The organism is Streptomyces sp. NPDC050448 (assembly GCF_040655295.1).
Classification (GTDB): Bacteria; Actinomycetota; Actinomycetes; order Streptomycetales; family Streptomycetaceae; genus Streptomyces.
Genome location: NZ_JBFAJR010000010.1, coordinates 28,614 through 51,830, shown reverse-complemented (window position 1 = coordinate 51,830; position 23,217 = coordinate 28,614). Strand labels below are relative to the sequence as shown.

At 73.3% G+C, this 23,217-nt stretch carries 18 protein-coding genes and 2 pseudogenes; 6 read left to right on the top strand and 14 right to left on the bottom strand.

All coding sequences use genetic code 11. The features are described 5' to 3' along the window. Positions 1-44 precede the first annotated feature (44 nt). A complete protein-coding gene (locus AB0I68_RS14565; protein ID WP_363177616.1) occupies positions 45-347 on the bottom strand; it encodes a helix-turn-helix domain-containing protein in 303 nt (100 codons plus the stop codon). 177 nt (positions 348-524) lie between these two features. Here AB0I68_RS14565 and AB0I68_RS14560 point away from each other — a divergent pair, with 177 nt between their 5' ends. Both AB0I68_RS14560 and AB0I68_RS14555 read left to right on the top strand, forming a co-directional pair. Then, the gene (locus AB0I68_RS14560) at positions 525-878 is read left to right on the top strand and encodes a hypothetical protein (RefSeq protein ID WP_363177615.1); all 354 of its coding nucleotides are present in this window, start codon (positions 525-527) and stop codon (positions 876-878) included. A 127-nt stretch (positions 879-1,005) separates the two neighbouring features. Beyond that, positions 1,006-2,046 carry an NlpC/P60 family protein gene (locus tag AB0I68_RS14555; RefSeq protein ID WP_363177614.1) on the top strand — a complete coding sequence of 347 codons (1,041 nt, stop codon included), beginning with the start codon at positions 1,006-1,008 and terminating at the stop codon, positions 2,044-2,046. 6 nt (positions 2,047-2,052) lie between these two features. On the opposite strand, the gene AB0I68_RS14550 is transcribed toward AB0I68_RS14555, so the two are convergent. The 3 genes from AB0I68_RS14550 to AB0I68_RS14540 all read right to left on the bottom strand — a co-directional run bounded on the left by AB0I68_RS14550 (position 2,053) and on the right by AB0I68_RS14540 (position 5,276). Continuing rightward, positions 2,053-3,165 carry an alpha/beta hydrolase-fold protein gene (locus tag AB0I68_RS14550; RefSeq protein WP_363177613.1) on the bottom strand — a complete coding sequence of 371 codons (1,113 nt, stop codon included), beginning with the start codon at positions 3,163-3,165 and terminating at the stop codon, positions 2,053-2,055. A gap of 102 nt (positions 3,166-3,267) precedes the next feature. After that, complete coding sequence (locus tag AB0I68_RS14545) at positions 3,268-3,984, bottom strand: response regulator transcription factor (RefSeq protein ID WP_363177612.1); 717 nt, start codon at positions 3,982-3,984, stop codon at positions 3,268-3,270. Further along, the gene (locus AB0I68_RS14540; RefSeq protein WP_363177611.1) at positions 3,981-5,276 is read right to left on the bottom strand and encodes a PspC domain-containing protein; all 1,296 of its coding nucleotides are present in this window, start codon (positions 5,274-5,276) and stop codon (positions 3,981-3,983) included. Before AB0I68_RS14540 ends, AB0I68_RS14545 begins: the two co-directional genes overlap by 4 nt. Before the next feature lie 131 nt (positions 5,277-5,407). Between AB0I68_RS14540 and AB0I68_RS14535 the strand changes: the two genes are divergently transcribed. Further along, a complete protein-coding gene (locus tag AB0I68_RS14535) occupies positions 5,408-6,790 on the top strand; it encodes a PspC domain-containing protein (RefSeq protein ID WP_363177610.1) in 1,383 nt (460 codons plus the stop codon). Continuing rightward, positions 6,777-7,001 carry a hypothetical protein gene (locus AB0I68_RS14530; RefSeq protein WP_363177609.1) on the top strand — a complete coding sequence of 75 codons (225 nt, stop codon included), beginning with the start codon at positions 6,777-6,779 and terminating at the stop codon, positions 6,999-7,001. Before AB0I68_RS14535 ends, AB0I68_RS14530 begins: the two co-directional genes overlap by 14 nt. On the opposite strand, the gene AB0I68_RS14525 is transcribed toward AB0I68_RS14530, so the two are convergent. The 5 genes and pseudogenes from AB0I68_RS14525 to AB0I68_RS14505 form a co-directional block, all read right to left on the bottom strand. Further along, on the bottom strand, positions 6,947-7,459 hold the full coding sequence (locus tag AB0I68_RS14525) for a TQO small subunit DoxD (RefSeq protein ID WP_363177607.1): 513 nt from the start codon (positions 7,457-7,459) through the stop codon (positions 6,947-6,949). The two genes, AB0I68_RS14530 and AB0I68_RS14525, sit on opposite strands and share 55 nt — an antisense overlap. 18 nt (positions 7,460-7,477) lie before the next feature. Further along, positions 7,478-8,743 carry a hypothetical protein gene (locus AB0I68_RS14520; RefSeq protein ID WP_363177606.1) on the bottom strand — a complete coding sequence of 422 codons (1,266 nt, stop codon included), beginning with the start codon at positions 8,741-8,743 and terminating at the stop codon, positions 7,478-7,480. Between the two features lie 138 nt (positions 8,744-8,881). Continuing rightward, positions 8,882-9,637, bottom strand: coding sequence for a class II aldolase/adducin family protein (locus tag AB0I68_RS14515; RefSeq protein ID WP_363177605.1), 756 nt, complete (start codon positions 9,635-9,637; stop codon positions 8,882-8,884). A gap of 131 nt (positions 9,638-9,768) precedes the next feature. Further along, the gene (gene guaA, locus AB0I68_RS14510) at positions 9,769-11,361 is read right to left on the bottom strand and encodes a glutamine-hydrolyzing GMP synthase (protein WP_363177604.1); all 1,593 of its coding nucleotides are present in this window, start codon (positions 11,359-11,361) and stop codon (positions 9,769-9,771) included. Positions 11,362-11,450: 89 nt separating this feature from the next. Next, positions 11,451-11,636: pseudogene (locus AB0I68_RS14505) on the bottom strand (Scr1 family TA system antitoxin-like transcriptional regulator); the annotation flags it as partial. A gap of 151 nt (positions 11,637-11,787) precedes the next feature. On the opposite strand from AB0I68_RS14505, the gene AB0I68_RS14500 reads away from it, so the two are divergent. Together AB0I68_RS14500 and AB0I68_RS14495 are read left to right on the top strand one after the other, a co-directional pair. Continuing rightward, positions 11,788-12,150, top strand: coding sequence for a hypothetical protein (locus AB0I68_RS14500; RefSeq protein ID WP_363177603.1), 363 nt, complete (start codon positions 11,788-11,790; stop codon positions 12,148-12,150). Between the two features lie 65 nt (positions 12,151-12,215). Beyond that, a pseudogene (locus tag AB0I68_RS14495) lies at positions 12,216-12,512 on the top strand (chorismate mutase); the annotation flags it as partial. Positions 12,513-12,813: 301 nt separating this feature from the next. Here the strand turns inward: AB0I68_RS14495 and AB0I68_RS14490 are convergent. From AB0I68_RS14490 to AB0I68_RS14470, 5 genes are all read right to left on the bottom strand, one after another. Continuing rightward, the gene (locus AB0I68_RS14490; protein WP_363177602.1) at positions 12,814-14,454 is read right to left on the bottom strand and encodes a peptidase; all 1,641 of its coding nucleotides are present in this window, start codon (positions 14,452-14,454) and stop codon (positions 12,814-12,816) included. Positions 14,455-14,646: 192 nt separating this feature from the next. After that, positions 14,647-16,434 (bottom strand): GMC family oxidoreductase, encoded by a 1,788-nt coding sequence (locus tag AB0I68_RS14485; RefSeq protein WP_363177601.1) that lies wholly within the window; start codon positions 16,432-16,434, stop codon positions 14,647-14,649. Between the two features lie 11 nt (positions 16,435-16,445). Beyond that, positions 16,446-18,074, bottom strand: coding sequence for a succinic semialdehyde dehydrogenase (locus AB0I68_RS14480; protein WP_363177600.1), 1,629 nt, complete (start codon positions 18,072-18,074; stop codon positions 16,446-16,448). Between the two features lie 102 nt (positions 18,075-18,176). After that, positions 18,177-19,823, bottom strand: coding sequence for a serine/threonine-protein kinase (locus tag AB0I68_RS14475; protein ID WP_363177599.1), 1,647 nt, complete (start codon positions 19,821-19,823; stop codon positions 18,177-18,179). A 124-nt stretch (positions 19,824-19,947) separates the two neighbouring features. Beyond that, a complete protein-coding gene (locus AB0I68_RS14470) occupies positions 19,948-23,100 on the bottom strand; it encodes a hypothetical protein (protein WP_363177598.1) in 3,153 nt (1,050 codons plus the stop codon). Positions 23,101-23,217 lie beyond the last annotated feature (117 nt).

The following is a 23,217-nucleotide window of genomic DNA, read 5'->3' as shown; positions in this document are numbered from 1 at the left end:
ACCGCGGAAAATCGGCCGCACCCGCCCCTGTGGCCCCGCTCACCTCAGCGGAGGACGAGCTCCAGCAGGCCCGGGAAGCGCAGCTCCAGGTCGGCCCGGCGCAGCGTGAGGTAGAGCTTGCGGCCCTGCGGGCGCTGGCGGATCACCCCGCCCTCGCGGAGCGTCCTGAGATGGTGCGTGACGCTCGACCTGGGCAGGCCGGGCACCACCTCGCCGCAGAACGTCTCCTCGGCGGAGGCGAGCTTGCGGACGATCTCGAGGCGGACGGGATGCCCGAGGGCGGCGAGCACCTCGGCCAGCTCGAGGTGCTCGGCGCAGGGGTGGGTCAGCTCAGCTGCGGCAGCCATGCCCTCACTGTACGCAGATCTCGTACGGACATGGCCGGACCGGGCACCCGCGCGGTCCGCGCGGTACGCCCCGACGGCAGCGGCCACGCCACCACCTCCGGAGGAGCGGCCGGAGGCGGTCGACGACGAGCCGACCCGCTTCCGGGGCGGGCCGGGAGCCCCCGTACGCTCGACGCCATGGACGTACTCATCAATGCTTTCGTGGGCCTGCACATCATCGGGATCGCCGCTCTCCTCGGCGGGTTCCTGACCCAGATGAAGGCGATGAGTGCAGGCACCGCCCGCTTCGTGCCCGGGATGCTGCACGGCGCGCTGACGATGCTCGTCACCGGCGTCCTGCTGGTCGGCTTCCACGAGATGGACGGCGGCAGCGTCAACCAGGTCAAGATCGGCGTGAAGCTCGCCGTCCTCTTCGTGGTCCTCGCCCTCGTCTACGTGAAGCGGGACGAGGAGCGGGTGGAGAAGGCGCTGTTCGGCGCGGTCGGCGGGCTGACCGTGGTCAATATCTTCATAGCCGTCCTCTGGCACTGATCCGCGGGCCGCCACATCCGGTCACGTCAGGCCACTTACGGCCATCTCGTCATCCGGTCGTTACCTTCACGTCTAGCGTCCTCCTCCAAGCACAGAGCTCCCGAGCGAGGAAGGACGTGAGGCCCTCGTGGCCAGTCACCGAAAGCCCAGGCAGCGCCCGCTCTCCCGCGGCACCCTACGGACCGCCGCCACGCTCGCCCTCGCGGGCGCTGCCACCGCCACCGCCTTCGAAGGCACCTCCCAGGCCGACCCCCAGCAGACGCCCTCCCAGGTGAGGGCGGAGGTGGACCGGCTCTACGAGGAGGCCGAGGCGGCATCCGAGCGGTACAACGGGGCGAAGGAGAAGGCCGACGAGGCCCAGCGCGCCCTCGACGGGCTGCGCGACGAGACCGCCCGCAGGACCGACCGGCTCAACACGGCCCGCAGGACGCTCGGTTCCCTGGCCGCCGGCCAGTACCGCAGCGGCGGCCTGGGACCCGCCGTGCAGCTGGCGCTGGCCGAGGACCCGCAGGAGTACCTGGACCGGGCCGCGTTCCTGACCCGGACCGGCGACCGCAACGCCGCCGAGATCTCCTCCGTACGGCGGCAGCTCGACGAGATCGGACAGCTCAAGGACAAGGCCGCCGACCGGCTCTGCGACCTGCGCGCCCGCGAGGGCGAACTCGCCGAGTACAAGGCCACCGTCGAGGGCAAGCTGAGCGCCGCCAAGCGGCTGCTGGCCAAGCTCACCGCCGAGGAGCGCGCCGCGTACGAGGCCCAGTCGGCCGGCGCGGCCCCGGCCGGCCCGCGCAGCACGGCCCCGCCACCGGCCTCCGACGGGTCGCGCGCCGCCCGTGCGGTGGCCTTCGCGTACGGGGCGATCGGCAAGCCGTACGTCTGGGGCGCGACGGGACCGGGATCGTTCGACTGCTCCGGCCTGACCCAGGCGGCCTGGCGCTCGGCCGGGGTCTCCCTCCCCCGCACCACCTACACCCAGATCAACACGGGACAGCGCGTCTCCCGCGACCAGCTGGCCCCCGGCGACCTGGTGTTCTTCTACTCCGGCGTCACCCATGTCGGCCTGTACATCGGCAACGGCCAGATGATCCACGCCCCCCACCCCGGCGCGACGGTCCGCGTGGCCCCGATCGACTCCATGCCCTGGGCCGGCGCCTCCCGCCCGGCATGAGGTGCCCTACGGCGCTTTGACCTGCGTGCTCAGCCAGCCGAAGGTCTGCGGGATCTGCTTCGACCACGAATCGAGGTTGTGGCCGCCGACCACCTTCTCCACGTGCACCGTGGTCGGGTTCTGCGCGATCGCCTTGAGGTCCGTGCCGGACAGGTAGCCGTCCTGATCGGCCCCCGACAGCCACAGCGCGACCGCCGGCGGCGCGGGCGCGGCCTTGAGCAGGGCCTTCAGGTTGTGGGTGCGCCGCAGCTCCGGGTCCTTGGCGACCAGCGAGGTGGGCTCCTGGCCCGGGTCGTTGTAGCCGGACAGGGAGACGGCCGCGCTGTAGCGGTCAGGGTGGAGGATCCCCAGCTTGGCGGAGCAGTACGCGCCCGCCGAGTACCCGGCCACGCCCCAGGTGCGGGCCTCGTCCGACGCCCGGAAGTTGTCGACGACCATCTTGCGGACGTCGACGCTGAACCAGCTGTCCGCGTTGACCTTGCCGGGGATGTTCGCGCAGCCGGTGTCGCCGTTGCCCAGCAGCATGGCGCGCGGCGAGACGAGGATGAACGGCTGCACCTTGCCGCTCTTCATCAGCGGCTCCAGCACCTCGTGCGCCTTGAGCCCCTGGAACCAGGACTTGCCCGTCCCCGGTATGCCCGGGATCAGCTCGACCACGGGGAACTTCTTGTCCTTGAACGCCGGGTCGTCGTACTGCGGCGGGAGCCACACCATGACGTCGCCCTTGACCCCGGAGATCTTGCCGTCGAGCTCGGTCTTCTTGACCCGGCCGCCCAGACCCTCGACCGGCTGGAACTCCTGGTGCACCTTCGGCTCCGCCTTGACCTCGGTGGCCTTCTTCCCGCCGAGCCCGTCCGGGCCCAGGTCGGGGGCGGCGGTGACGTACTTGCCGGTACCGAGCAGATCGCCCCAGGAGTTGTAGAAGGTCTCCTGCCGGTTCACCGCGATGAACACCAGCGCAACGGCGGTGACCTGGGCGAACAGCACCATCAGGGCCCGGGTCGACACCCGTACGGCGGAGGGGCCGCGCACCTTGCTCCACACGGCCAGCGGCAGGATGACGGCGATCGCCGTGAGGGCGATCGCCGTCGCGAAGAGGGGGATCCCCGTCAAGCTCATCACGCCACCCAAGAGGGCCGCGTGGCGCCGCGCGGTTGCCCCCGCCCCCTGCGGCGTGGATCACACGTGCCCGGACCCGCACGTGCCCGGACCCGCGCATGCTCAGACCAGGCGGCGTGCCGTCGCCCAGCGGGTCAGCTCGTGCCGGTTGGACAGCTGGAGCTTGCGCAGGACCGCCGAGACGTGCGACTCCACCGTCTTCACCGAGATGAAGAGCTGCTTGGCGATCTCCTTGTACGCGTACCCGCGCGCGATCAGCCGCAGCACCTCCCGCTCGCGCTGCGTGAGGCGGTCCAGGTCCTCGTCGACCGGCGGCGCGTCCGTCGAGGCGAACGCGTCGAGCACGAAGCCCGCCAGCCGCGGCGAGAACACCGCGTCCCCCTCCTGCACCCGGAAGATCGAGTCCACGAGGTCGGTCCCGGTGATGGTCTTGGTGACGTACCCGCGCGCGCCGCCCCGGATGACCCCGATGACGTCCTCGGCCGCGTCCGACACGGACAGGGCCAGGAACCGCACCGGGTCCTCTGCCGCCGCCATCAGCGGGGCGCAGCGCCGCAGCACCTCGACCCCGCCGCCGCCGGGCAGGTGCACGTCGAGGAGGACCACCTCGGGCCGGGTCGCGGTGATGACCGTGACGGCCTGGTCGACGTCGGCCGCCTCGCCGACGACCTCGACGCCGGTCCGGGCGGTCTCGCCGATCTCGGCCTGCACGCCCGTACGGAACATCCGGTGGTCGTCGACGAGCACCACACGGACCTGCCCCCCGCCACCGCCGGAGGTACCCCCGGTCACGCCCCCGCTGCCGGTCTCTTCGGTCATGCTGCGTTCGCCGCCCTCTCCATCTCCAGCTCGACTTCCGTGCCGCCGTCGGGCGCGGACCGCAGCCGTGCGGTCCCGCCGTTGCGCTGCATCCGGCCGATGATCGATTCTCGTACGCCCATGCGGTCGTCCGGTACCGCGTCGATGTCGAAGCCCGGCCCCCGGTCCCGTACGGACACGAACACCGTCTGCCCCTCCACCTCGGCGTACACCTGCACCGGCCCGCCCTCGCCACCGTACTTGGCGGCGTTGACCATCGCCTCGCGCGCGGCCTGGATCTGTGCGGCCAGCTTCTCGTCGAGCGGGCAGTCACCGACCACCACGACCTCGATCGGGACCCCGTGATGGTCCTCCACCTCGGCCGCCGTCTTCTTCACGGCCTCCGCGAGGGTGGCCGGCTCCTCGGCCTCGTCCTTGCCGGTGCCCTCCGGCTTGTACAGCCAGTTCCGCAGCTCCCGCTCCTGGGCGCGGGCGAGGCGGCGCACCTCGCCCACGTCCTCCGCGTTGCGCTGGATCAGGGTGAGCGTGTGCAGCACCGAGTCGTGCACGTGGGCGGCGACCTCGGCGCGCTCCTGGGCGCGGATGCGCATCAGGCGCTCCTCGGAGAGGTCCTGGGTCATCCGGATCAGCCAGGGCCCGGCCAGCAGGGCGATGCCGACGAGGACGGCGAGGGCTGCGGTCAGCACGTTGCCGAGCTGCGCCGCGGAGCCGCGTACGACGATGAAGACGGTCAGGCCCACGCCGACCAGCGCGACCCCGGCGAACCCGCGGGCCATCTGGAGGAGGCGCGCGTTGCGCCCGGCCGAGGCGCCCCAGTGGGCGCGGCGTGCGTTGTCGGCCTGCCGCCAGACGAGGACCACGCCGGCGCCGACCAGCAGCGTCGGCCATACGTACCGCCCGGACGCGCCGCCGACCTGGACCTTGCCGATGAAGATCCCGGCGCCGATGCACAGCGCGATGAGCGCGGTGATCTGCCCCTTCTCGGGCTTGCGCAGGCGCCGGCTGCCGTCGGGGAGGGTCTCGAAGAAGGAGCGGTGGCCGGTGCGGCCGCCCACACCCAGCGGTACGAAGACCCAGAACGCGGCGTACAGCAGCACGCCCAGCCCGTCGCCCCACATGAACAGGCCGAGGAAGGCGAGCCGGACCCAGATGACCGGCAGCCCGAGGTGCCCGGCGAGACCGCGCGCGACACCGCCGAGCATCCGGCCGTCGGCGCTGCGGTAGAGCCTGCGCTGCGCCGGTTCGTCGGCATCTGCTGCGTGCGGGGGGCGGAGGGCGGCGGAAACGGGCATGTCACCGATGGTCACACGCGCGAGGCACGCGGGGCATCAGGGCAGCCCCCCAGTTCTGTCGGGGGGATATCAGGGTTGTGCCAGGGTCGGGCCCGGTGCCGCTGGGCGCGGCGGCCCGTCACCATGGAGCCATGACCAAGCACGACTCCCCGCCGTCGCCGGCCGCTGCCGGCGCGGCACCGCCGCCGGGCGACCGCTCCGCAGACCGTTCCGCGGACCGGCCGTCGGACCGTGCCGCCGACCACGCCGCCGACCACGCCGCCGACCGGCCGCCCCTGCGCCGCAGCAAGCGCGACAAGGTCCTCGCGGGCGTGTGCGGCGGCCTCGGCCGGTATTTCGACCTGGACCCGGTGATCTTCCGGATCGTGCTCGGCGTCCTCGCGATCACCGGCGGTGTCGGCCTGATCTTCTACGGCTTCGCGTGGCTGCTGCTGCCCGTGGAGGGCGAGGACGACAGCGAGGCGAAGAAGCTGCTGACCGGCCGGGTCGAGGGCGCCACCCTCGCCGCGGTGTTCGCGGCCCTGGTCGGCTGCGCGCTGTTCCTGTCGATGCTGGACAACGGCGGACTGGCCGTCTTCTCCGTACTGGTCATCCTGGCCCTCGGCGGGGCCTCGTACTGGTCGCAGCGCCGCCGCGCCGCCGCCGCCCCCGAGGCGGAGCCCCAGGCGGCCCACCGCCCGGGCCCCCCGGAGACCCAGGCTCCGCCGGCGCCCGGCGGCCCCTCCTGGTGGCGGGACCCGCTGGTCAAGGACGGCACCACCGGCCCCGTCGGGGCCACCGGATACCTGTGGGGGCCGGACGACTCCCCCGCGGCGGACCGGAGCACGGCGGTGGGCGGGGCCCCGGCCGCGCCCCGGCGGGCCGCCGCCCCGGCGGTCCCGAACGGCGGCATCGGCGGCCGGGTGTTCGTGCTGGCCGTACTGGCCGGGGGCGCCGCCACCGCCTCGGTCTGGCAGGGCAGCACCCTCTCGCACGCGCTGCAGATCGGGCTCGCCTCGGCCCTGGCCGTGTTCGGTCTCGGCCTCGCGGTCAGCTCGGTCAAGGGCCGCACCGGCTTCGGCACCATCCTGCTGGCGGTGATCACCGCCGGGCTGCTGGCCGGTGCCTCCGCGCTGCCTCGCGAGATCGGCACCGACTGGAAGGCCGTGGAATGGCGGCCGGCCGCGGTGGCCGACGTACGGCCCGTCTACACGGCGGGCACCGGGCTGGCCACGCTGGACCTGAGCCGGCTGGACGTGCCGAAGGGCACCACGCTGTCCGTCCGTGCCGCCGTGGAGGCGGGCCGCCTCAAGGTGATCGTGCCCCGCGAGGTCACGGCGCAGGCCGATGTCTCGGTCAAGCTGGGCGACATCAGGCTGCCCGGGGACACCAGCCAGGACGTACGCATCAAGAGCGGCGGCGAAACCCAGCAGGCGACCCTGAAGCCGCCCGCCGGCACCGAGGCCGGGGGAACGATCGAGCTGCACCTGAACGCGGGTGTGGGACAGGTGGAGGTGGCCCGTGCGGCGTCATGAGTTCCAGCCCGGACGGCTGCTGGCCGGCCTGGTCCTGGTGGCCGCGGGCGTGCTGTACCTGCTCGACGCGACCGGCGAGGCCGACCTGCCCTGGTTCCTGGTCATCCCGATGGCCATGGGCGGGCTCTGCCTCGCCGCGCTGGTGGGGACGGTGACCTACGCGGTACGCCGGGACCGGCGGGACCGGATCAGCGAGTCCAGCGACAGATAGGGCGCTCCGGCCAGGATCATCGGGATCCATGCCATCAGGTAGATCAGGTCGTTGCCGTAGTAGTACGGGGACACCTGCCAGGACACCGTGAGCCACAGGCTGAGCGAGATCAGCGCTCCGCCGGTGGCCGCGATCCGGGTCAGCAGGCCGGCCAGGACGCCGAGGCCCACCAGGAGCTCCCCGATGGCCAGCGCCACGGCGAAGCCGACGGGCGACAGCAGGGCCCGGTCCACCAGGGCGGGGATCGCGGAGGTGTCGCGCACGCCGTGCAGGAGCTCGCCGATGGAGCCGGTGCCGGAGGCGGACAGGAACGCGGAGTCGGTCAGCTTGTCCAGGCCCGCGTAGACGAAGGTCACGCCGAGGAAGATCCGCAGCGGCAGCAGCGCGTACCGGGCGGCCTGTTCCCGCAGTCCGTAAGGGGCGGTGGAGACGGCGGAAGGGACGTCAGTTCGGGTCACGTCCCATGTGTACCCGGTTCACTCGGCCACGTCGATCGTGCATCGGTTGGATTCCACTCCGGCGGCCGTGACCACCTGGACCTCGATGCGCCCGGGTTCCACTTCCGCCGGGACCGGCACCGTCAGCACCGAGTCCGAGGGGTTGGTGAACCCGCCCGCGACCGGCACCAGCGGCACGTGCACGTGCACCGCCCCGACCCGTACGACCAGCCGGGCCAGCATCTCCGGCGTCTGCGCCCCCGGCGGCACGAATCCCACGCCGCGGATCTCGATGTCGTCGCCCGGCCGGATGGCCGCGTCGAGGTCGCCCGGCTCCCGTCTGCGGACCACCGACAGCACCAGCGGACGGGTCACCTCCGCGTACTTCGCCGCCAGGTACACCGTCGCCGACAGGGCCACCAGCATGGCCAGCGCCCACGGCAGCCGCGGCAGCCGGTCCGGGAACCGGGCCATCGACACCGCCGCGAAGGCCAGCACCACCGTGGAGACCAGCACGTACTGTGCGTCCGGGAAGCTCCCGCGGCCCGCGTCGTCCGTCAGCAGGTCCGCCCCGCGCGGCCGGTCCGCCGGCAGCTTCTGCAGCCGCTGGCCCATGATCCGTACGGTGACCACCCGGCGCACCAGCACCGCCACGGCCGAGGTCAGCGCGACCACCGCCAGCAGCGGCAGCGCCCGCCCGAGCGCGAGCCCCGCGTACAGCGACTGCCGCTCCGGCCCGGGTGACGAGGCCGCCAGCCGCAGCGCGGGGAGCAGCGCGGCGAACGCCGTCAGCACCACCCACGCGCTCGGCACCGCCTTCGAGGTGGACAGCCGGTTGTCCTCCCCGACCAGCGGGGCGAGCAGCCCGCCGCGCACCGACTGGGCGCGGGCCGCGACCGTGAGCAGCCCGGCCAGGACCACCGCCGCGAGTAGCCCGGCGGTGCGCGCCGTGGACCAGCCGGTGCCGAGCGCGGTGCCGACCTGCACCAGCAGCAGCACCCCGGCGGCGATCCACACGGCGAGCACGGCCCGCCGCGAGAACAGGTACAGCCAGGAGTTGCCGGCCTCCCGGCTCCGGTCGGCGACCGTACGGGCCGACAGGGTCAGTTCGTCGGAGACCCACTGCCGGGACGCCCCGGCGGACCGGGCCACCGCCGCCGGCAGCCCCTGGCCCGCGGCGAACTCGTCCCTCTTCTCGGTGAACGCGGCGACGGCGCGCCGGTGCCCCTCCTGGGCTCCGTGCGGACAGTCGTCGCAGGTGCAGGCGCCGCCGTGGGTGCTTCGGGACATCTCTTGGACAGCCACGCGCGTGCCGCCTCTCTGAACTACGGTGCAATGCCAGCGAATTGTGCACCACTGCGGCAGTGTTCCGGATTGCGCACGATGTCAGAGCAGGTGATTAACCGTTCATGATGTTGACGCCACCCGCCCGGCCCGGTCCCTTCAGGGGCCGACGGTCTGCCAGAGGGGCTGGTAGCTGACCCAGGCGGCGAGATCCGTGCCGAACCGCTCCCGCGCGGCGAGCGCGCTGCGGTGGTCGATCGGCACCGGCTTCCCGGCGGCCCGCGCGATCAGCTGTACCTGCGCCGCGCGCTCCGCCGCGATGAACCACCAGGCCGCCGCGTCCACGGAGTCCCCGACCGTCAGCAGCCCGCGGTTGCGCAGGACCAGCGCCTTGTACGGGCCCAGGGCGCGGGCGATCCGCCCGGCGTCCTGCGGCCCGGCGAACCCGTCGAGCAGTGCGTGGTCCTCGTAGAAGGCGCAGGCCTCCTCGGTGATCGGGGCGAGCAGCTCCCCGAGCGCCGCCAGCGCCCTGCCGTACGGGGCGTGCGTGTGCACCACGGCCACCGCCCCGGGCCGGGCCCGGTGCACGGCCGCGTGCACCGAGAAGGCCAGCTCGTTGACCCGCAGGCCCCCCTGGCGCACGCGTCCGTCCCCGTCGACGAGCATCAGGTCGTCGGCGGTCAGCGTGGCCAGGGCCCGCCCGAAGGGGTTCACCCAGTAGCAGTCCTCGAACTCCGGGTCGCGCGCGCTGGCGTGCCCGGCCACCCCGTCCTCGTACCCGAGCCGTCCGAACAGCCGCAGCGCCCCGGCCAGCCGCCTCTTGCGGTACGCGCGCTCCGCGTCCGGGTCGGCGTGAACGGGCGGCATCGGGAACCGCAGCCGGTCCACGGGTACGGGGGCAGGCTGCTCGGCCACGGGCGCTCCTTGCTCACGACGGCTCGGTCCGCGGCGCAAGGTACCGGCGGCTCCCGCACCTGGCCATACCAACGGCGAAGCCGCCGCTCCCCTGGGGGAACGGCGGCTTCGTCACGGGCGGCGGGCGGGGACTACTCCCACTCGATGGTGCCCGGGGGCTTGCTCGTGCAGTCGAGGACCACGCGGTTCACGTCCGGCACCTCGTTGGTGATGCGGGTGGAGATCCGCGCGAGCACCTCGTACGGCATGCGCGTCCAGTCCGCGGTCATCGCGTCCTCGGACGAGACGGGGCGCAGCACGATCGGGTGGCCGTACGTGCGGCCGTCGCCCTGGACGCCGACGCTGCGGACGTCCGCGAGCAGGACGACCGGGCACTGCCAGATCTCGCGGTCCAGGCCGGCCGAGGTCAGCTCGTGGCGGGCGATGGCGTCGGCCTCGCGGAGCAGGTCCAGGCGCTCCTTGGTGACCTCGCCGACGATGCGGATGCCGAGGCCGGGGCCCGGGAAGGGCTGGCGCTGGACGATCTCGTCGGGCAGGCCGAGCTCCTGGCCGACCATCCGGACCTCGTCCTTGAACAGCTGGCGCAGCGGCTCGACGAGCTCGAACTCGATGTCGTCGGGGAGGCCGCCGACGTTGTGGTGGGACTTGATGTTGGCGGTGCCGGTGCCGCCGCCGGACTCGACGACGTCCGGGTACAGGGTGCCCTGGACGAGGAAGGCGACCGCGGGGCCGTCCTCCTGGAGGATCTCCAGCTGGGCCTGCTCGAAGACGCGGATGAACTCGCGGCCGATGATCTTCCGCTTGGTCTCCGGGTCGGAGACGCCGGCGAGCGCGCTCAGGAAGCGCTCCTGCGCGTCGACGACCTTCAGCTGTACGCCGGTGGCGGCGACGAAGTCCTTCTCGACCTGCTCGGTCTCACCCTTGCGCATCAGGCCGTGGTCGACGTACACGCAGGTCAGCTGGGAGCCGATGGCCTTCTGGACGAGGGCCGCGGCGACCGCGGAGTCCACGCCGCCGGAGAGGCCGCAGATGGCGCGCTTGTCGCCGACCTGCTCGCGGATGGCCGCGATCTGCTCCTCGACGATGTTGCCGGTGGTCCAGGTGGGCTCCAGGCCGGCGCCGCGGTAGAGGAAGTGCTCCAGCACCTGCTGGCCGTGCGTGGAGTGCATCACCTCGGGGTGGTACTGCACGCCGTACAGCTTCTTCTCGTCGTTCTCGAAGGCCGCGACCGGGACGACGTTCGTCGACGCGGTGACGGTGAAGCCCTCGGGGGCGGCGGAGCAGGCGTCGCCGTGGGACATCCACACCGACTGGTTCTCGGGGGTGCCCTCGAAGAGGGTGGAGCCGGCCTTGGAGACGGCGAGCGGCGTACGGCCGTACTCGCGGGCGCCGGTGTTGTCGACGGTGCCGCCGAGGGTGGTCGCCATCAGCTGGAAGCCGTAGCACATGCCGAAGACGGGGACCCCGGCCTCGAAAAGGCCACGGGCGTCGTCCAGGCGCGGGGCGCCCTCTTCGTACACGGAGGACGGTCCGCCGGAGAGGATGATCGCCTTGGGGTTCTTGGCCAGCATCTCGGCCACGGGCATCGTGCTGGGCACGATCTCGCTGTAGACCCGTGCCTCGCGGACGCGGCGGGCGATGAGCTGGGCGTACTGGGCGCCGAAGTCGACGACGAGAACCGTGTCCGGGGCGCTGTCGTGGGCGGCGGAGGGTGCTTCTGGCACGGGGCGGCCTTCCGGCGGAAGAGGTGGCTGTTTTGTCGATTCTACCGGTGGCGCCGGCCGCCGGTTTGTCGCACCATCCGAGGCCCACGTCACCGTGACGCCCCGCGACCCCCCTGCCACAGCGCCCGCCGCGCCTCCCCGATCACCCGCTGGGCCTCGGCCCCGTAGACGGCAGCGTCTCGGAGCGCGTTCCACACCCGGTCGTACGTCGCGATGCTGTCGGCGTCATCGAGCCACAGCTCGGCGTGCCAGTCCTCCACGATCACCAGCCGCTCGCTCACTGCCCGCGCGGGCAGTGAGACCGGCCGCCGGCTGTGATGTGTGCGCGGCGCTGGCGGAGCAGCGCTCGCAGGCGCACCGGCAGGGTGACCACTCGGCGGTGTCGGACTGCAACGTCGAGATCGTCGCCCACCGCGGGCGGGACCGGTGCTGAGCCCGCGCGGGGTGTTCCGGTACGTCGCGCACACCCTCCGGCACGCGCCGGAGGGCGGGATCACCTACGAGGCGTTCTGCACCTCCTGCCGGTGCGGGGCCGAGTCGGGCCCGCACGACGCACAGGACGCGGCGCAGGACTGGGCCCTGCGGCACACCGGGCGGACCGGCCACGACCTGTTCCGACGGGTGTTCACCGACCACGCCCGCGTCACGCGCACGGCCGAGCCGTCTCACGATCCGGGCCTGGTTGGCCCCGGAGGGCGGTGGGCGGACATAATCCACTCCATGCGCAAGCAGCTGAGCTTCCTCTTTACCTATGGCACCGGCCGGTCCGGTCGCCATGGGTCCTCGTGATGCTCGCTTGAGCCGCTGACTTCCCAGAGCGCCCCGGTCCGACAGGACCGGGGCGCTCTGGCGTTTCCGCTCCTGCCGGCACAACCCACAGGAGTAAGAACATGACCGTGACCACCACCCCCGCGCAGCTGATCGCCGAGTCCCGCGAGCGCATCGACGCCATCGACGACCGGATCATCGGCCTGATCCAGGAGCGGATGGCCGTCTCGACCGTCATCCAGGAGGCCCGGATCTCCTCGGGCGGCCGCCGCGTGAACCTCTCGCGGGAGATGGAGGTGCTCGCGCACTGGAGCGACGCCCTCGGAAAGCCCGGGACCGCTCTCGCCATGACCCTGCTGGAGCTGTGCCGCGGCCGCGTCTGAGGCAGAGGGCACCGCTCGCCCTTCCTCCGCCTCTTACGCCTGTTCGTCACTCGTCCGGACCGTGACCGGCCCCGATGCCCTTCGTTGGTGTGGATGGCCGCGTCAGCCAGGCGCGGAACCGCAGCACCACGCGTGGCTCCGCCGGAGCGATGAGACGTACGGCCCTCCGGAACGTGCGTCGTGGGACCTCGCTCCTTCGCGTGACCGGACGGCAGGGGACAGCAGCCCGGTCACCCCAGAAAAGAACGGCCGGCCCGGGGGACGCCCCGGGCCGGCCGTTCTGTGTTCTGCCCCTACGTGCTTACGCGTGCTTGCCGGAGCGGCGGCGCACCCCCACGTACAGCGCACCGCCGACGGCCACGGCGCCCAGCGCGCCCAGCGCGATCGGGCCGACGGAGCTGCCGGTCGAGGCGAGGTTGCCGCCCGTACCACCGGCGGCGGACACGACGGAGGACGCGGTCGGCGAGACCGACGCCGAAGCCGAGGCCGACGGGGACGGCGAGGCGGAGGCCGAGGTGGACGGGCTCGCGCTGGCGCCGGCCTTGACCTCGACCACGAAGGCGGCCGTGGTGTTCCCCGCGACCGGGTCGAAGGCGTGCACCTTGGTGCCGCCCGGGACCGGCTCACCCACGGTGACCGAGCCCTTGGCGTTCGCGACGGCCTTCTCGATCTTCATCGCGAAATGGTGGGTGTACGGGCCCTTGGCCTCCGCGAGGATCCCGCCGTCGCAGAAGTAGCGCGGGGCGCCCAGCTGCTCTGCGCGATCGCTGCCGTCGGCGTTGACCGCGCGGCAGTTCCGGGGCGCGTCCGTGACCTGCACTCCGGCCGGCATCACGATGTCGGTGCGGGCCACGCTCTCGCCCGAGCGCAGGTGGCTGATCACGGCCGGGCCCTTGTTGCGGAAGCCGAGCTCGGCCACGACCGTGTCGCCCACCTTGCCGGAGGGCGAGGCGGTGACCGCCTCGAAGTCGGCCTTGGCGCCCTTGGCGGTGAAGTCGAACGAGCGCTCGTTGTCGCGCGGGTTCAGGTCGGTGTCCTCGGCCCGCGTGGCGGTCCGCGGGTCCAGGTTGGACTCCGTGACCGGCACGGCGGCCGACGCCTTGACCAGCATCAGCTTCTTGCCGGTGGCCGGCTTGCCCGAAGGCGCGTCCTTGCCCGGCGCCGGGTCGGGGATGACCCCGTACCTCAGCGTGTCCTGGTAGGCCCGCTCGGTCGTCTTGAGGTGCAGCGGCGAGTCGGGGGAGAGCTGGTAGCTCTCCCCCGGCAGGAACTCGCCCTCGACGCGGCACACCGTGGTGTCGGCCAGGCCGCCCGTGTCCTGCTTCAGGCAGTTGTCATAGGCCTCCGCCGGCTCCAGGCCGAACGAGGTGCCCAGCTCCAGCGCCACCGACTTGGCGGGCAGGGTGCCCCGGTTCGCGAAGGCGAGCGGCAGGTCCTGCTGCTCGCCGGCCGTCACGTCGGTCTTGAGCTTCAGCTCCCCCACGAGCAGGTCGGGGCCGCCGACGGTCATCTTGGTGGTGACGGGCGTGACGGTGGCGCCGGCCACCTTGCCGGTGACCGCGATCTCGCCGCTCGCGCCGTTCTTGCTGCCCTGGGCGGCGGAGACGAGCAGGTCGAAGGTGTTGCCGCCGGGCCCGACCGACAGGCCCTGCTGCTTGCAGACGATCGCGGTGGCGCTCGCGGTGCAGTTCGGCCTGGGCTTGGCCGGGTCGAGCCGCACCGATGCCACCCCGGCGACCTTGGTCAGGTCGACGGTGACGGTGAACTCGCCCGGGAAGCCGTTCCCGGTACCCACGTAATCCAGGTGGTAGCGAAGACTCCTCTCCTTCGGTGCGCCCGTGTCCGGGTACGGCTGGAGCACATTGACGGAGGGACCGCCGAGCGGGAAGGCCGGTTCCGCGGCGAGCGCGGGGGCGGCCACGCCGAGGCTCAGCGTCGCCAACCCCGTAGCTGCCAATAGGGAGATGCGCTTGTCCATGATGATCGAGACCGCTGAGTACGGGTCACGGTTGCCCCCCTCACGGGGTGACGGGCATCACATGCAACCATCCGGACTGATCACCTGTCACTTATGTACGCGGCGGCGGGTTCTGCCCTCGGAGGGGGAGCGCAGACCCCGCCGCCGGTACACGTGTCACGCCTTCTTCGGCACCTCCGGCACCGGCAGCAGCAAAGGCAGCCGCAGCGCGCCGAACGCCTCCTCCGGGACCGCCGGACGCGCCGGCTCCACCGCCGCCAGGCGGGTGTAGGTCCCGCCCTGCTCCGGCCGCGGGTCCTGCTCGCCCTTGTTCGGCCAGTACGACATCGCGCGCTCCGCCTGCGCCGTGATCGTCAGCGACGGGTTCACCCCGAGGTTCGCGGAGACCGCCGAGCCGTCGACCACCGAGATGCCCGGGTGCCCGTACAGCCGGTGGTACGGGTCCACCACGCCCTCCTCGGCGGAGGCGCCGATCGGGCAGCCGCCGAGGAAGTGCGCGGTCAGCGGGGTGCCCATCAGCTCGCCGATGTTGCTGCCCGGGAAGCCGTTGATCTCCTCGGCCAGCAGGGTGGCCGCCTCGGTGGCCTCCTTGATCTGCACCGGATTCGGGGCGCCGTGCCCCTGGCGGGCGGTGAGCAGGCCCTTCCCGAGGCCGCCGGGCTTGCGGTACGTCGTCAGCGAGTTGTCCAGCGACTGCATGACGAGCCCGATGATCGTCCGCTCCGACCAGCGCCGGTTGGACAGCGAGCGCGCCAGCTGCACCGGGTGCTTCGCGGTCCGGGCGAACCAGGCCCTGACCCGGTGCCCGCTGTACGGGACTTGGAGGACGGTCATGAACCCCATGGCGTTGGAGCCCTTGCCGTAGCGGACGGGCTCGATGTGGGTGTCGGCGTCGGGGTGCACGGACGAGGTGATCGCAACGCCCCGGGTGAAGTCCGCGCGCTGCTCCTTGCCGGGACCCGCGCCGCGGCGCCTGCGGTAGCGGCGGTCGTCGGTCTGCGCGCCGACCAGGCCCTCCGAGTTGGTCCGGGTCAGCTCGCCGAGCCGGTCCGAGATCCGCGGGAGCAGCCCGTTGTCCTTCATCGCGTGCAGCAGGGTCTGGGTGCCGTACGTGCCCGCCGCGACGACCACGTACCGGGCGCGCAGCTCCTTGGCGATGCCCCGGCGGCGGGCGTCGGTGGGGACGGTGCGGATCCGGTAGCCGCCTTCGGGGTGTTCGGCGAGCGCGGTGACGGTGGTCATCGGGTGGATGACGGCGCCGGCGCGCTCGGCGAGGTGGAGGTAGTTCTCGTTCAGGGTGTTCTTCGCGCCGTGCCGGCAGCCGGTCATGCACTCGCCGCACTCGGTGCATGCCTTGCGGGCGGGGCCGGCGCCGCCGAAGTACGGGTCGGGGACCTCCTGGCCGGGGCGGGCCTCGCAGCCGCCCCCGGCGTCCGCGCCGTCGCCGAAGAAGACGCCGACGGGGGCCATGTGGAAGGAGTCCCCGACGCCCATCTTCTCGGCGGCGGCCTTCAGGTGGACGTCGGAGGGGGTCATCGTCGGGTTGAGGCGTACGCCGAGCATGCGCTTGGCCTGGTCGTAGTAGGGGGCGAGTTCCTCGTGCCAGTCGGTGATGGACGCCCACTGCCGGTCCTCGAAGAAGGCGGTGGGAGGCACGTACAGGGTGTTGGCGTAGTTGAGCGAGCCGCCGCCGACCCCGGCGCCCGCGAGCACCATCACATTGCCGAGCAGGTGGATCCGCTGGATCCCGTACAGCCCGAGGGCCGGGGCCCACAGGTAGTTCCGCAGGTCCCAGCTGTTGCGTGGCAGGCTCTCACGGGTGAACCGCCGCCCCGCCTCCAGGACGCCGACCCGGTACCCCTTCTCGGTCAGCCGCAGCGCCGAGACCGACCCTCCGAAGCCCGATCCGATGACGATGACGTCGTAGTCGTACGACTCAGACACGGTGCTGCCCCTTAGCGGAGTCGGAGGGCCTTCATGACCTTGAGGCTGCGGGTCATGAACGCCGCGTACTTCTCGTCGTCCATGCCCAGCGAGGGCGCCATCGGGAGCAGCCGCTGGTGGGCGACGGTCTGGGCCTCGGTGTACTTGAGAATGCCCTCGGAGCCGTGCCGGCGGCCGAGGCCGGAGTCCTTCATGCCGCCCATGGGTGCCTGGGCGCTGCCGTAGGCGGGGGCGTAGCCCTCGTTGATGTTGACCGTGCCGGTGCGCAGGCGGGCGGCGACGGCGTGGCCGCGGCGGGCGTCCTTGGTCCAGACGCTGGAGTTGAGCCCGTACGCGGTGGAGTTGGCCTGCGCGACGGCTTCGTCCTCGTCGGTGAACCGGTAGAGGGAGACGACCGGGCCGAAGGTCTCCTCGCCGCACACCGCCATCGGCGCCTCGACGCCGTCGAGGATGGTGGGCTCGTAGAAGAGCGGGCCGATGTCGGGGCGGGCGGTCCCGCCCGCGACGAGGGTGGCGCCCTTGGCGACGGCCTCGTCGACGTGCCGCTGGACGGTCTCCAGCTGGCGCTCGCCGACCAGCGAGCCCATGTCCGCGCCGTACGCGAGGGAGGCGCCGAGCCGCATGGCCTTCGTACGGGCGGCGAAGCGCTCGACGAACGCGTCGGCGACCGAGGCGTGGACGTACAGCCGCTCGATGGAGATGCAGAGCTGGCCGGCGGAGGAGAAGCAGGCGCGGACGGCGCCCGCCGCGGCCTTCTCGATGTCGGCGTCGTGCAGCACGAGCATGGCGTTCTTGCCGCCGAGCTCGAGGGAGACCCCGACCAGGCGGGCGGCCGCGCCCTGGGCGACCTCGCGGCCGGTGCGGGTGGAGCCGGTGAAGGAGACGTAGTCGGCGTGCCGGACCACCTCGGGGCCGACGACGGGCCCGTCGCCGAGGACGATCTGGAAGACCTCGGCGGGCAGTCCGGCCTCGATCAACAGGTCGCGGGCCCACAGGGCGGTGAGCGCGGTCTCGGTGTCGGGCTTCATGACGACGGCGTTGCCGGAGACGAAGGCGGGCAGCGCGTCGCCGACCGACAGTTCGAGGGGGTAGTTCCAGGGGGCGATCTGGCCGACGACCCCGCGCGGCTGGCGCAGCTCGGTGACCTTGGTGAGGGTGGGCATGGCGCCCGTGTGGCCCTTGGGGCGCAGGTACGCGGGGGCCTTGCGGCCGTAGTGGCGGGAGGCGACGGCGACGGCCTGGACCTCCTCGTGGGCGTGCAGGCGGGCCTTGCCGGTCTCCAGCTGGATGAGGTCGAGCACCTCGGCCTGACGCGCCAGGACCAGGTCGTGGAAGCGGAGCAGTACGGCGGCCCGCTTGCGTACGGGGGCGGCGGCCCAGGCGCTCTGGGCCGCGCGGGCCCGGTCGAAGGCCTCGGCCACGTCCTCGGGGGTGGCCTCGGGGAGGTCCGCCAGCTTGGCCCCGGTGAACGGGGTGTGGTTGGCGGTCCGGCCGGAGCCGATCACTCCGCGGGTGAGCCGGGCGACCAGGTCGGGGGTCACCACGTCGGCGGCGGTACGGGCACCGGCCGGGGCGGGGGCGACCGGGTTGGTGGGCTGCGGTGCGCTGCGGAGGGGGGCCGGGGCCTGCGAGTCCGTCATGGCGGTGAGCGTATTCCGCCCGCGGGCCTTTGGGTACCCGTGGGTAACCGGATTTTGTCATTTCCGCCAGCGATCGCTGGCAGGATGGCCGGTGCGGGGCCCTCAGCCCTTCTTGGCGGGTGGCGCCCAGCCGCTCAGCACGGTGTCGAACTGCGTGCGGGTGGTCTGCCAGTCGGTGGCCGGGCCCGACATGTACACCGCATACTCGGTGCCGTCCGGGGCGATGTACATCTGCTCGATGGCCCGGCGCGGCCCGGCGTGCGTCCCCTTCTCGGTCCAGGTGAAGTCCCACAGGGCGGAGCGGGTGCTGTCCTGGAAGGTGTTCTGGTTCAGCTTCTGCCGCTTGTAGTCCGTCCGCTGCTTGAGCTGCTTCTCCAGGTCGAGCAGGTGCATGTACGGGTTGTCGTAGTCCGGCGTCGTGTCGGAGGCGATCCGGATGAAGTGCTTCCCGTTGTCCGGGGTGTAGTCGATCTGGTCGCCGTCCATCTGGCGCTTCCAGCCGTTCGGCACGAACAGCGTGAAGCCCGCCGGGTCGGTGACCTCGCCGTAGCCCTCCGGAGGGGCGTCCTCGTCGTCGCTGCCCTGCTGGTCGGGGGCGCTCGCGTTCTTGTCGGAGCCGCCGCCCGCATCCGCGTCCCCGGTGAACTTCAGCACGCCGAACACGGCGCCGCCGCCGACCAGCGCCGCCACGAGGGCGACGGCGGCGGCCCGCTTGATCCGGCCCGCGGCCGGGCTCCCCGGTGCGGGAGCGGGCCCGGCCTGCTCGGGCAGGGCCGACGTACGCCCCTGATCGGGCGCCGGGGCGGCCGGCAGGGCGCGCTCGGTCTCGGTGCCGTTGCCGGTCTCGGGTTCCTGGAGGTCGGCGAGTTCCTCCGGAGTCACCGCGCGCGTGGGCACGTACGCCTGCGCCGCCTTCGGCTCCCGGCCCTCCATCGCCTCGATCAGCATCCGCTCGGTCTCCTGAGCCGAGGGCCGCTCGGCCGGATCCTTGCGCAGCAGGGCGGTGATGACCGGCCCCAGGGCCCCCGACTGCCGCGGCGCCGGCGGCTCGTCGTTGACCACGGCCTGCAGGCTGGAGATGGGAGAGGTGCGGCGGAACGGCGAACGGGCCTCGACCGCCGTGTACAGGGTCGCGCCCAGCGACCACAGGTCGGAGGCCGTACCGGGAGTCCCGCCGGTGACCCGCTCCGGGGCCAGGTAGTCGATGGAGCCGACGATCTCGCCGGTCCGCGTGATGGAGGAGTCGCCCTCGATCGCGGCGATCCCGAAGTCCGTGAGCAGGACCCGCCCGTCCTTGGCGAGCAGCACGTTGCCGGGCTTCACGTCCCGGTGCAGGACGCCGACGGCGTGCGCGGCACGCAGCGCGCCCAGGACGTGCAGCCCGATCCGGGCCGCCTCGGCGGGCTCGATCCGGCCGGCCGCCTTGGCCGCTTCCGCGAGGGAGGGCCCGTCGATGTACTCCATGACGATCCACGGCCGGTCGTCGTGCTCCAGCACGTCGTGGACGACGACGACCGCCGGGTGCTGGATCCTGGCCGCGGCCCGGGCCTCCTTCTGGGTCCGGGCGTGCAGGACCTCCCGGTCGGCCTGGGCGACGTACAGACCCGCCGTCAGTTCCTTGACGGCGACGGTCCTGTGCAGCAGCTCGTCATGCGCGCGCCACACCTTGCCCATGCCGCCGCTGCCGATCGGCTCCACGAGCCGGTACCGGCCAGCGAGCACCGCGCCCGCACCTGTCTGCTGTTCCACGAAACCCCGCCACTCTGTGCACTTCGGGCCAGATTACGGAGCGCTCGGGGCTGCCGGAACCGTGAAGGCGCGGTTCCGGCAGCACTGTGACGCAATCGCCGTACTGAGTCACCGTCAGTCGGCCTCAGCCACCCGATTTGTAACTGCCCGTGGCCTTTTCGAAGACTTCGGTGACCTTGCCTTCCCCGTCCTGCGGACCGGTGACCATGACGACGTGGTAGCTGCCGCCGAGCGCCACGACGAAATTCCGGGCAACGACGCTGCGGCCGTTGCCGTCGATCCACGTGTACCGGCCGGTGACCCGGAGCTGCTGGCCGACCTTCGTGGTCTTCACATCGCCGCCGCTGGCCCAGGTGGAGGACCGGTACGGGGCCAGCTCCGGCTCCTTGTCCTTCTGGTACGTCGCCGGATCCGGATTGCCGTCGACCTTGTCCCGCCCGGGGACGACCGTCAGGACGTACTCCCCGTCGGTGTAGCGGACCTGCCCGGCCTCGTTGATGCCGCGCCGCTCCCAGCCGCCCGGGACGGCGATCTCGAAGTGCTCCGGGTCCTGCTGGGTGGTGTAGCCGGGCGGGGCGGGGGCCGCCGTCTGGGGCGCGGGCTTGGACTCGGATGTGCCGGTGGGCGTCCGGCTCTGCTTCGGCGACGGCTTCGGCGACGCCGCCGGGGACTCCTGCGCCGCCGGGGTCCTGGCAGCGGCATCCTCCTGGTCGGCGGACCGGGGCAGGAAGAGCATCGCGTACGCCACCGCCCCGGCGAGCAGGGCGAGGACACCGACGAGCAGGGTCCGCCCGAGGGAGCGCGGCTTGCGGGAGGCGGCGGGACTGCGGTGCCGGCCGTGCAGGTCGCCTCGCCGGCGTACGACGGGCAGCCGCGCGGGATCCGGCTCCGGCATCGGGAGGGCGCCGAGGCCGCCGTCCGGCTCGGGGGCGGACCGTACGAGCGAGCGCAGCCAGCCGCGGAGTTCCTCGAAGTCGGGGCGCTCGGTGGGGTCCTGGCGCAGCAGCGACTCCACGATCGGGCGTAGCGGACCGCACTCCTCCGCGAAGGCCGGGGACTCGGCGCAGACCATCTCGACGAGCTCGGTGACGCTGTCCTCGGGGTACGGGGCATGGCCCTGGACGGCGCGGTACAGCAGCGCGCCGAGCCCCCAGAGGTCGGTGGCGGGCCCGACGGGGGCGGCCAGCTGCCAGGGCCCCGCGACGGGCCCGGCCTGCTCGGGGGCCCACCGCTCGGTGACGGCCCCGACGACGGCCATCCGCGTCTGCCGCGCCCGTTCGGCATCCAGCCCGCTCCGGATCGCTCCACCGCCCCAGCCTCCACCGGGGGTTGTGCCCGCCGCCCGCGGCTGCGACCCGGAGGGGCCGGGCCGGCCGGGGAGCGAGTACGGGGCCGGCTTCGGGCCCCCGGCGCCCTGCGGCCGGGCCTGGCCGGGCGGGAGTTGGGCGGCCGACTGCCCGGGGAGCGGGTCCGCGCCCGCATCCGGGCCCCCGGACCCGTGCGGCCCGAGCGGGCCGGGCTCACCCGAGGGCACGTACGAGGCCATGCTCGCGCCCTCCCCACCCGACCGGGACCGCCCGGACTGCGACGCCCCCGAAAGCGGGTACGCGCCCGCATCCGGGCCCTCGGACCCGTGCGGCCCGAGCGGGCCGGGCTCACCCGAGGGCACGTACGAGGCCATGCTCGCGCCCTCATCACCCGACCGGGACCGCCCGGACTGCGACGCCCCCGAAAGCGGGTACGCGCCCGCATCCGGGCCCTCGGACCCGTGCGGCGGGGTCTGCCCGGGGCGCAGGGACGAGGTGGGATCCGGGTCCTCGGCCTGGCGGTAGCCCTGGGGCAGGGCGAGTTGCGCGGGCAGCGCGGGGCGGACCGGCGCCGGGTCGGGCCGCGACTCGGGTTCCGGCTCCGGCTCCGGCTCCGGCTCCGACTCCTCGGCGGGCGGAAGGGCCGCCTGCCGACGCGGGGTGGCCCCGTGCCACGGCGAACTCGTCCCGGTCTCCGGGCCGCCGTACGGGTACGAGTACCCCTGCGGGAGGTTCGACCCCTGCGGCCTCGGCTCCGGCGCGGGCTCGGACCCGCCCTTGCGCTGCTCGGTGACCCGCGCGGCGGCGGCCTGTGCCCCCGCCCGGTACGCGGCGATGGCCCCGGCCCGCGCGGCGGCCTTGAGGTCGGGCCGCTCCGCCGCCCCGGGGGTGATGTGGTCGGAGTATCGCGGCCCGGTGTCGTAGCCGGGCGCCACGAGGGGCGCATAGCCGCCCGCGCCCGGACCGGCATCCGGCCCGGTGCCCGCCGACTCGTCCTGGCCCCCGCCCTGGGGCCCCCGTAAGGCAAGCCCCGCACCGGGAGGGCCCTCGCCGTGGTCCGGCCCGGCGCCCCGCGCCACACCCGCCGCACCCGGCACCAGGCCCTCGCCGTGGTCCGGCCCGGCGCCCCGCGCCACACCCGCCGCACCCGGCACCAGGCCCTCGCCGTGGTCCGGCCCGGCACTGCGCGGCGCGCCCCGGCTCTGGGCCCCGCCGGGGTCCGGCCCCGCACCGGGCGGTGTGCCCCCACCCGGACCGCCGGCCAAGGCGTGCGTACCCGGATCCGGCGACGCCGCGGGCGGTGTACCCCAGCCCCCGGCCCCGCCGGGGTTCGGCACGCCCCGGTCCGGCCCGCCGCCGGAGGCGGGAGCGGACTCCGCCGGGACCGGGTCATAGCCGCACAGGGCGTCCTCGGCGGCACCCGCCGCCAGCCCCGTGAGCACGACCCGCCCGTCATCGCATATCAACACGGTCCGGACCGTGATGTTCCGGTGCGTCCAGCCGTGCGCGTGCAGCACCCGCAGCGCAGTCAGCACGTCCGCGGCGACCTCCGCCGCCCGGTACGGGCTCAGCGGTTCATCGGCGATCAGCGCGGCCAGCGGACGCGCCGGCACCAACTCGCTCACTATCCACAGCGACCCGCCCTCGGCGAACACGTCGAAGACCTGGTCCAGCCGCGGATGGTCCGGCACGGACGCGGCCGCCTGCGCGGCGGCGATGGCCCTGCGCACGGCCGGGAGATCCCCCGCCGCCCGGCGGCCCGTGGCCATCGGGGGCCGCGACCCGTCCCCGACCGCATCCCCGTCCAGCAGCTCGGCATCCACGAGCTCCGGCAACGGCACCTGCCGTACCAGGACTTCCTGCCCGCTGCGCGTGTCGAAGGCGCGGGTCTCGACCAGCTCGTACTCGTCCGACGGCGGCAGCGGCAGACGGTAACGGTCGGCCAGGATCCGGCCCGCGTAGTCCTCCACTTCGCCTCCCCCGAGAGCTGGGGGCGCACGTCCCCCATGGCCCCGCTGCCACGATACGTCGCGCAGGGCGCCCGCGTCCCGGACCTGACGAGGCCCACGATTCACCTCGGGGGCACG

What these genes read in the sequence shown, in the direction of transcription:
- AB0I68_RS14550 (WP_363177613.1), bottom strand. Translation starts at nt 3,165, where the DNA reads ATGAGCTTGACGGGGATCCCCCTCTTCGCGACGGCGATCGCCCTCACG.
- AB0I68_RS14565 (WP_363177616.1), bottom strand. Translation starts at nt 347, where the DNA reads ATGGCTGCCGCAGCTGAGCTGACCCACCCCTGCGCCGAGCACCTCGAG.
- AB0I68_RS14545 (WP_363177612.1), bottom strand. Translation starts at nt 3,984, where the DNA reads ATGACCGAAGAGACCGGCAGCGGGGGCGTGACCGGGGGTACCTCCGGC.
- AB0I68_RS14560 (WP_363177615.1), top strand. Translation starts at nt 525, where the DNA reads ATGGACGTACTCATCAATGCTTTCGTGGGCCTGCACATCATCGGGATC.
- AB0I68_RS14535 (WP_363177610.1), top strand. Translation starts at nt 5,408, where the DNA reads ATGACCAAGCACGACTCCCCGCCGTCGCCGGCCGCTGCCGGCGCGGCA.
- AB0I68_RS14480 (WP_363177600.1), bottom strand. Translation starts at nt 18,074, where the DNA reads ATGACGGACTCGCAGGCCCCGGCCCCCCTCCGCAGCGCACCGCAGCCC.
- AB0I68_RS14540 (WP_363177611.1), bottom strand. Translation starts at nt 5,276, where the DNA reads ATGCCCGTTTCCGCCGCCCTCCGCCCCCCGCACGCAGCAGATGCCGAC.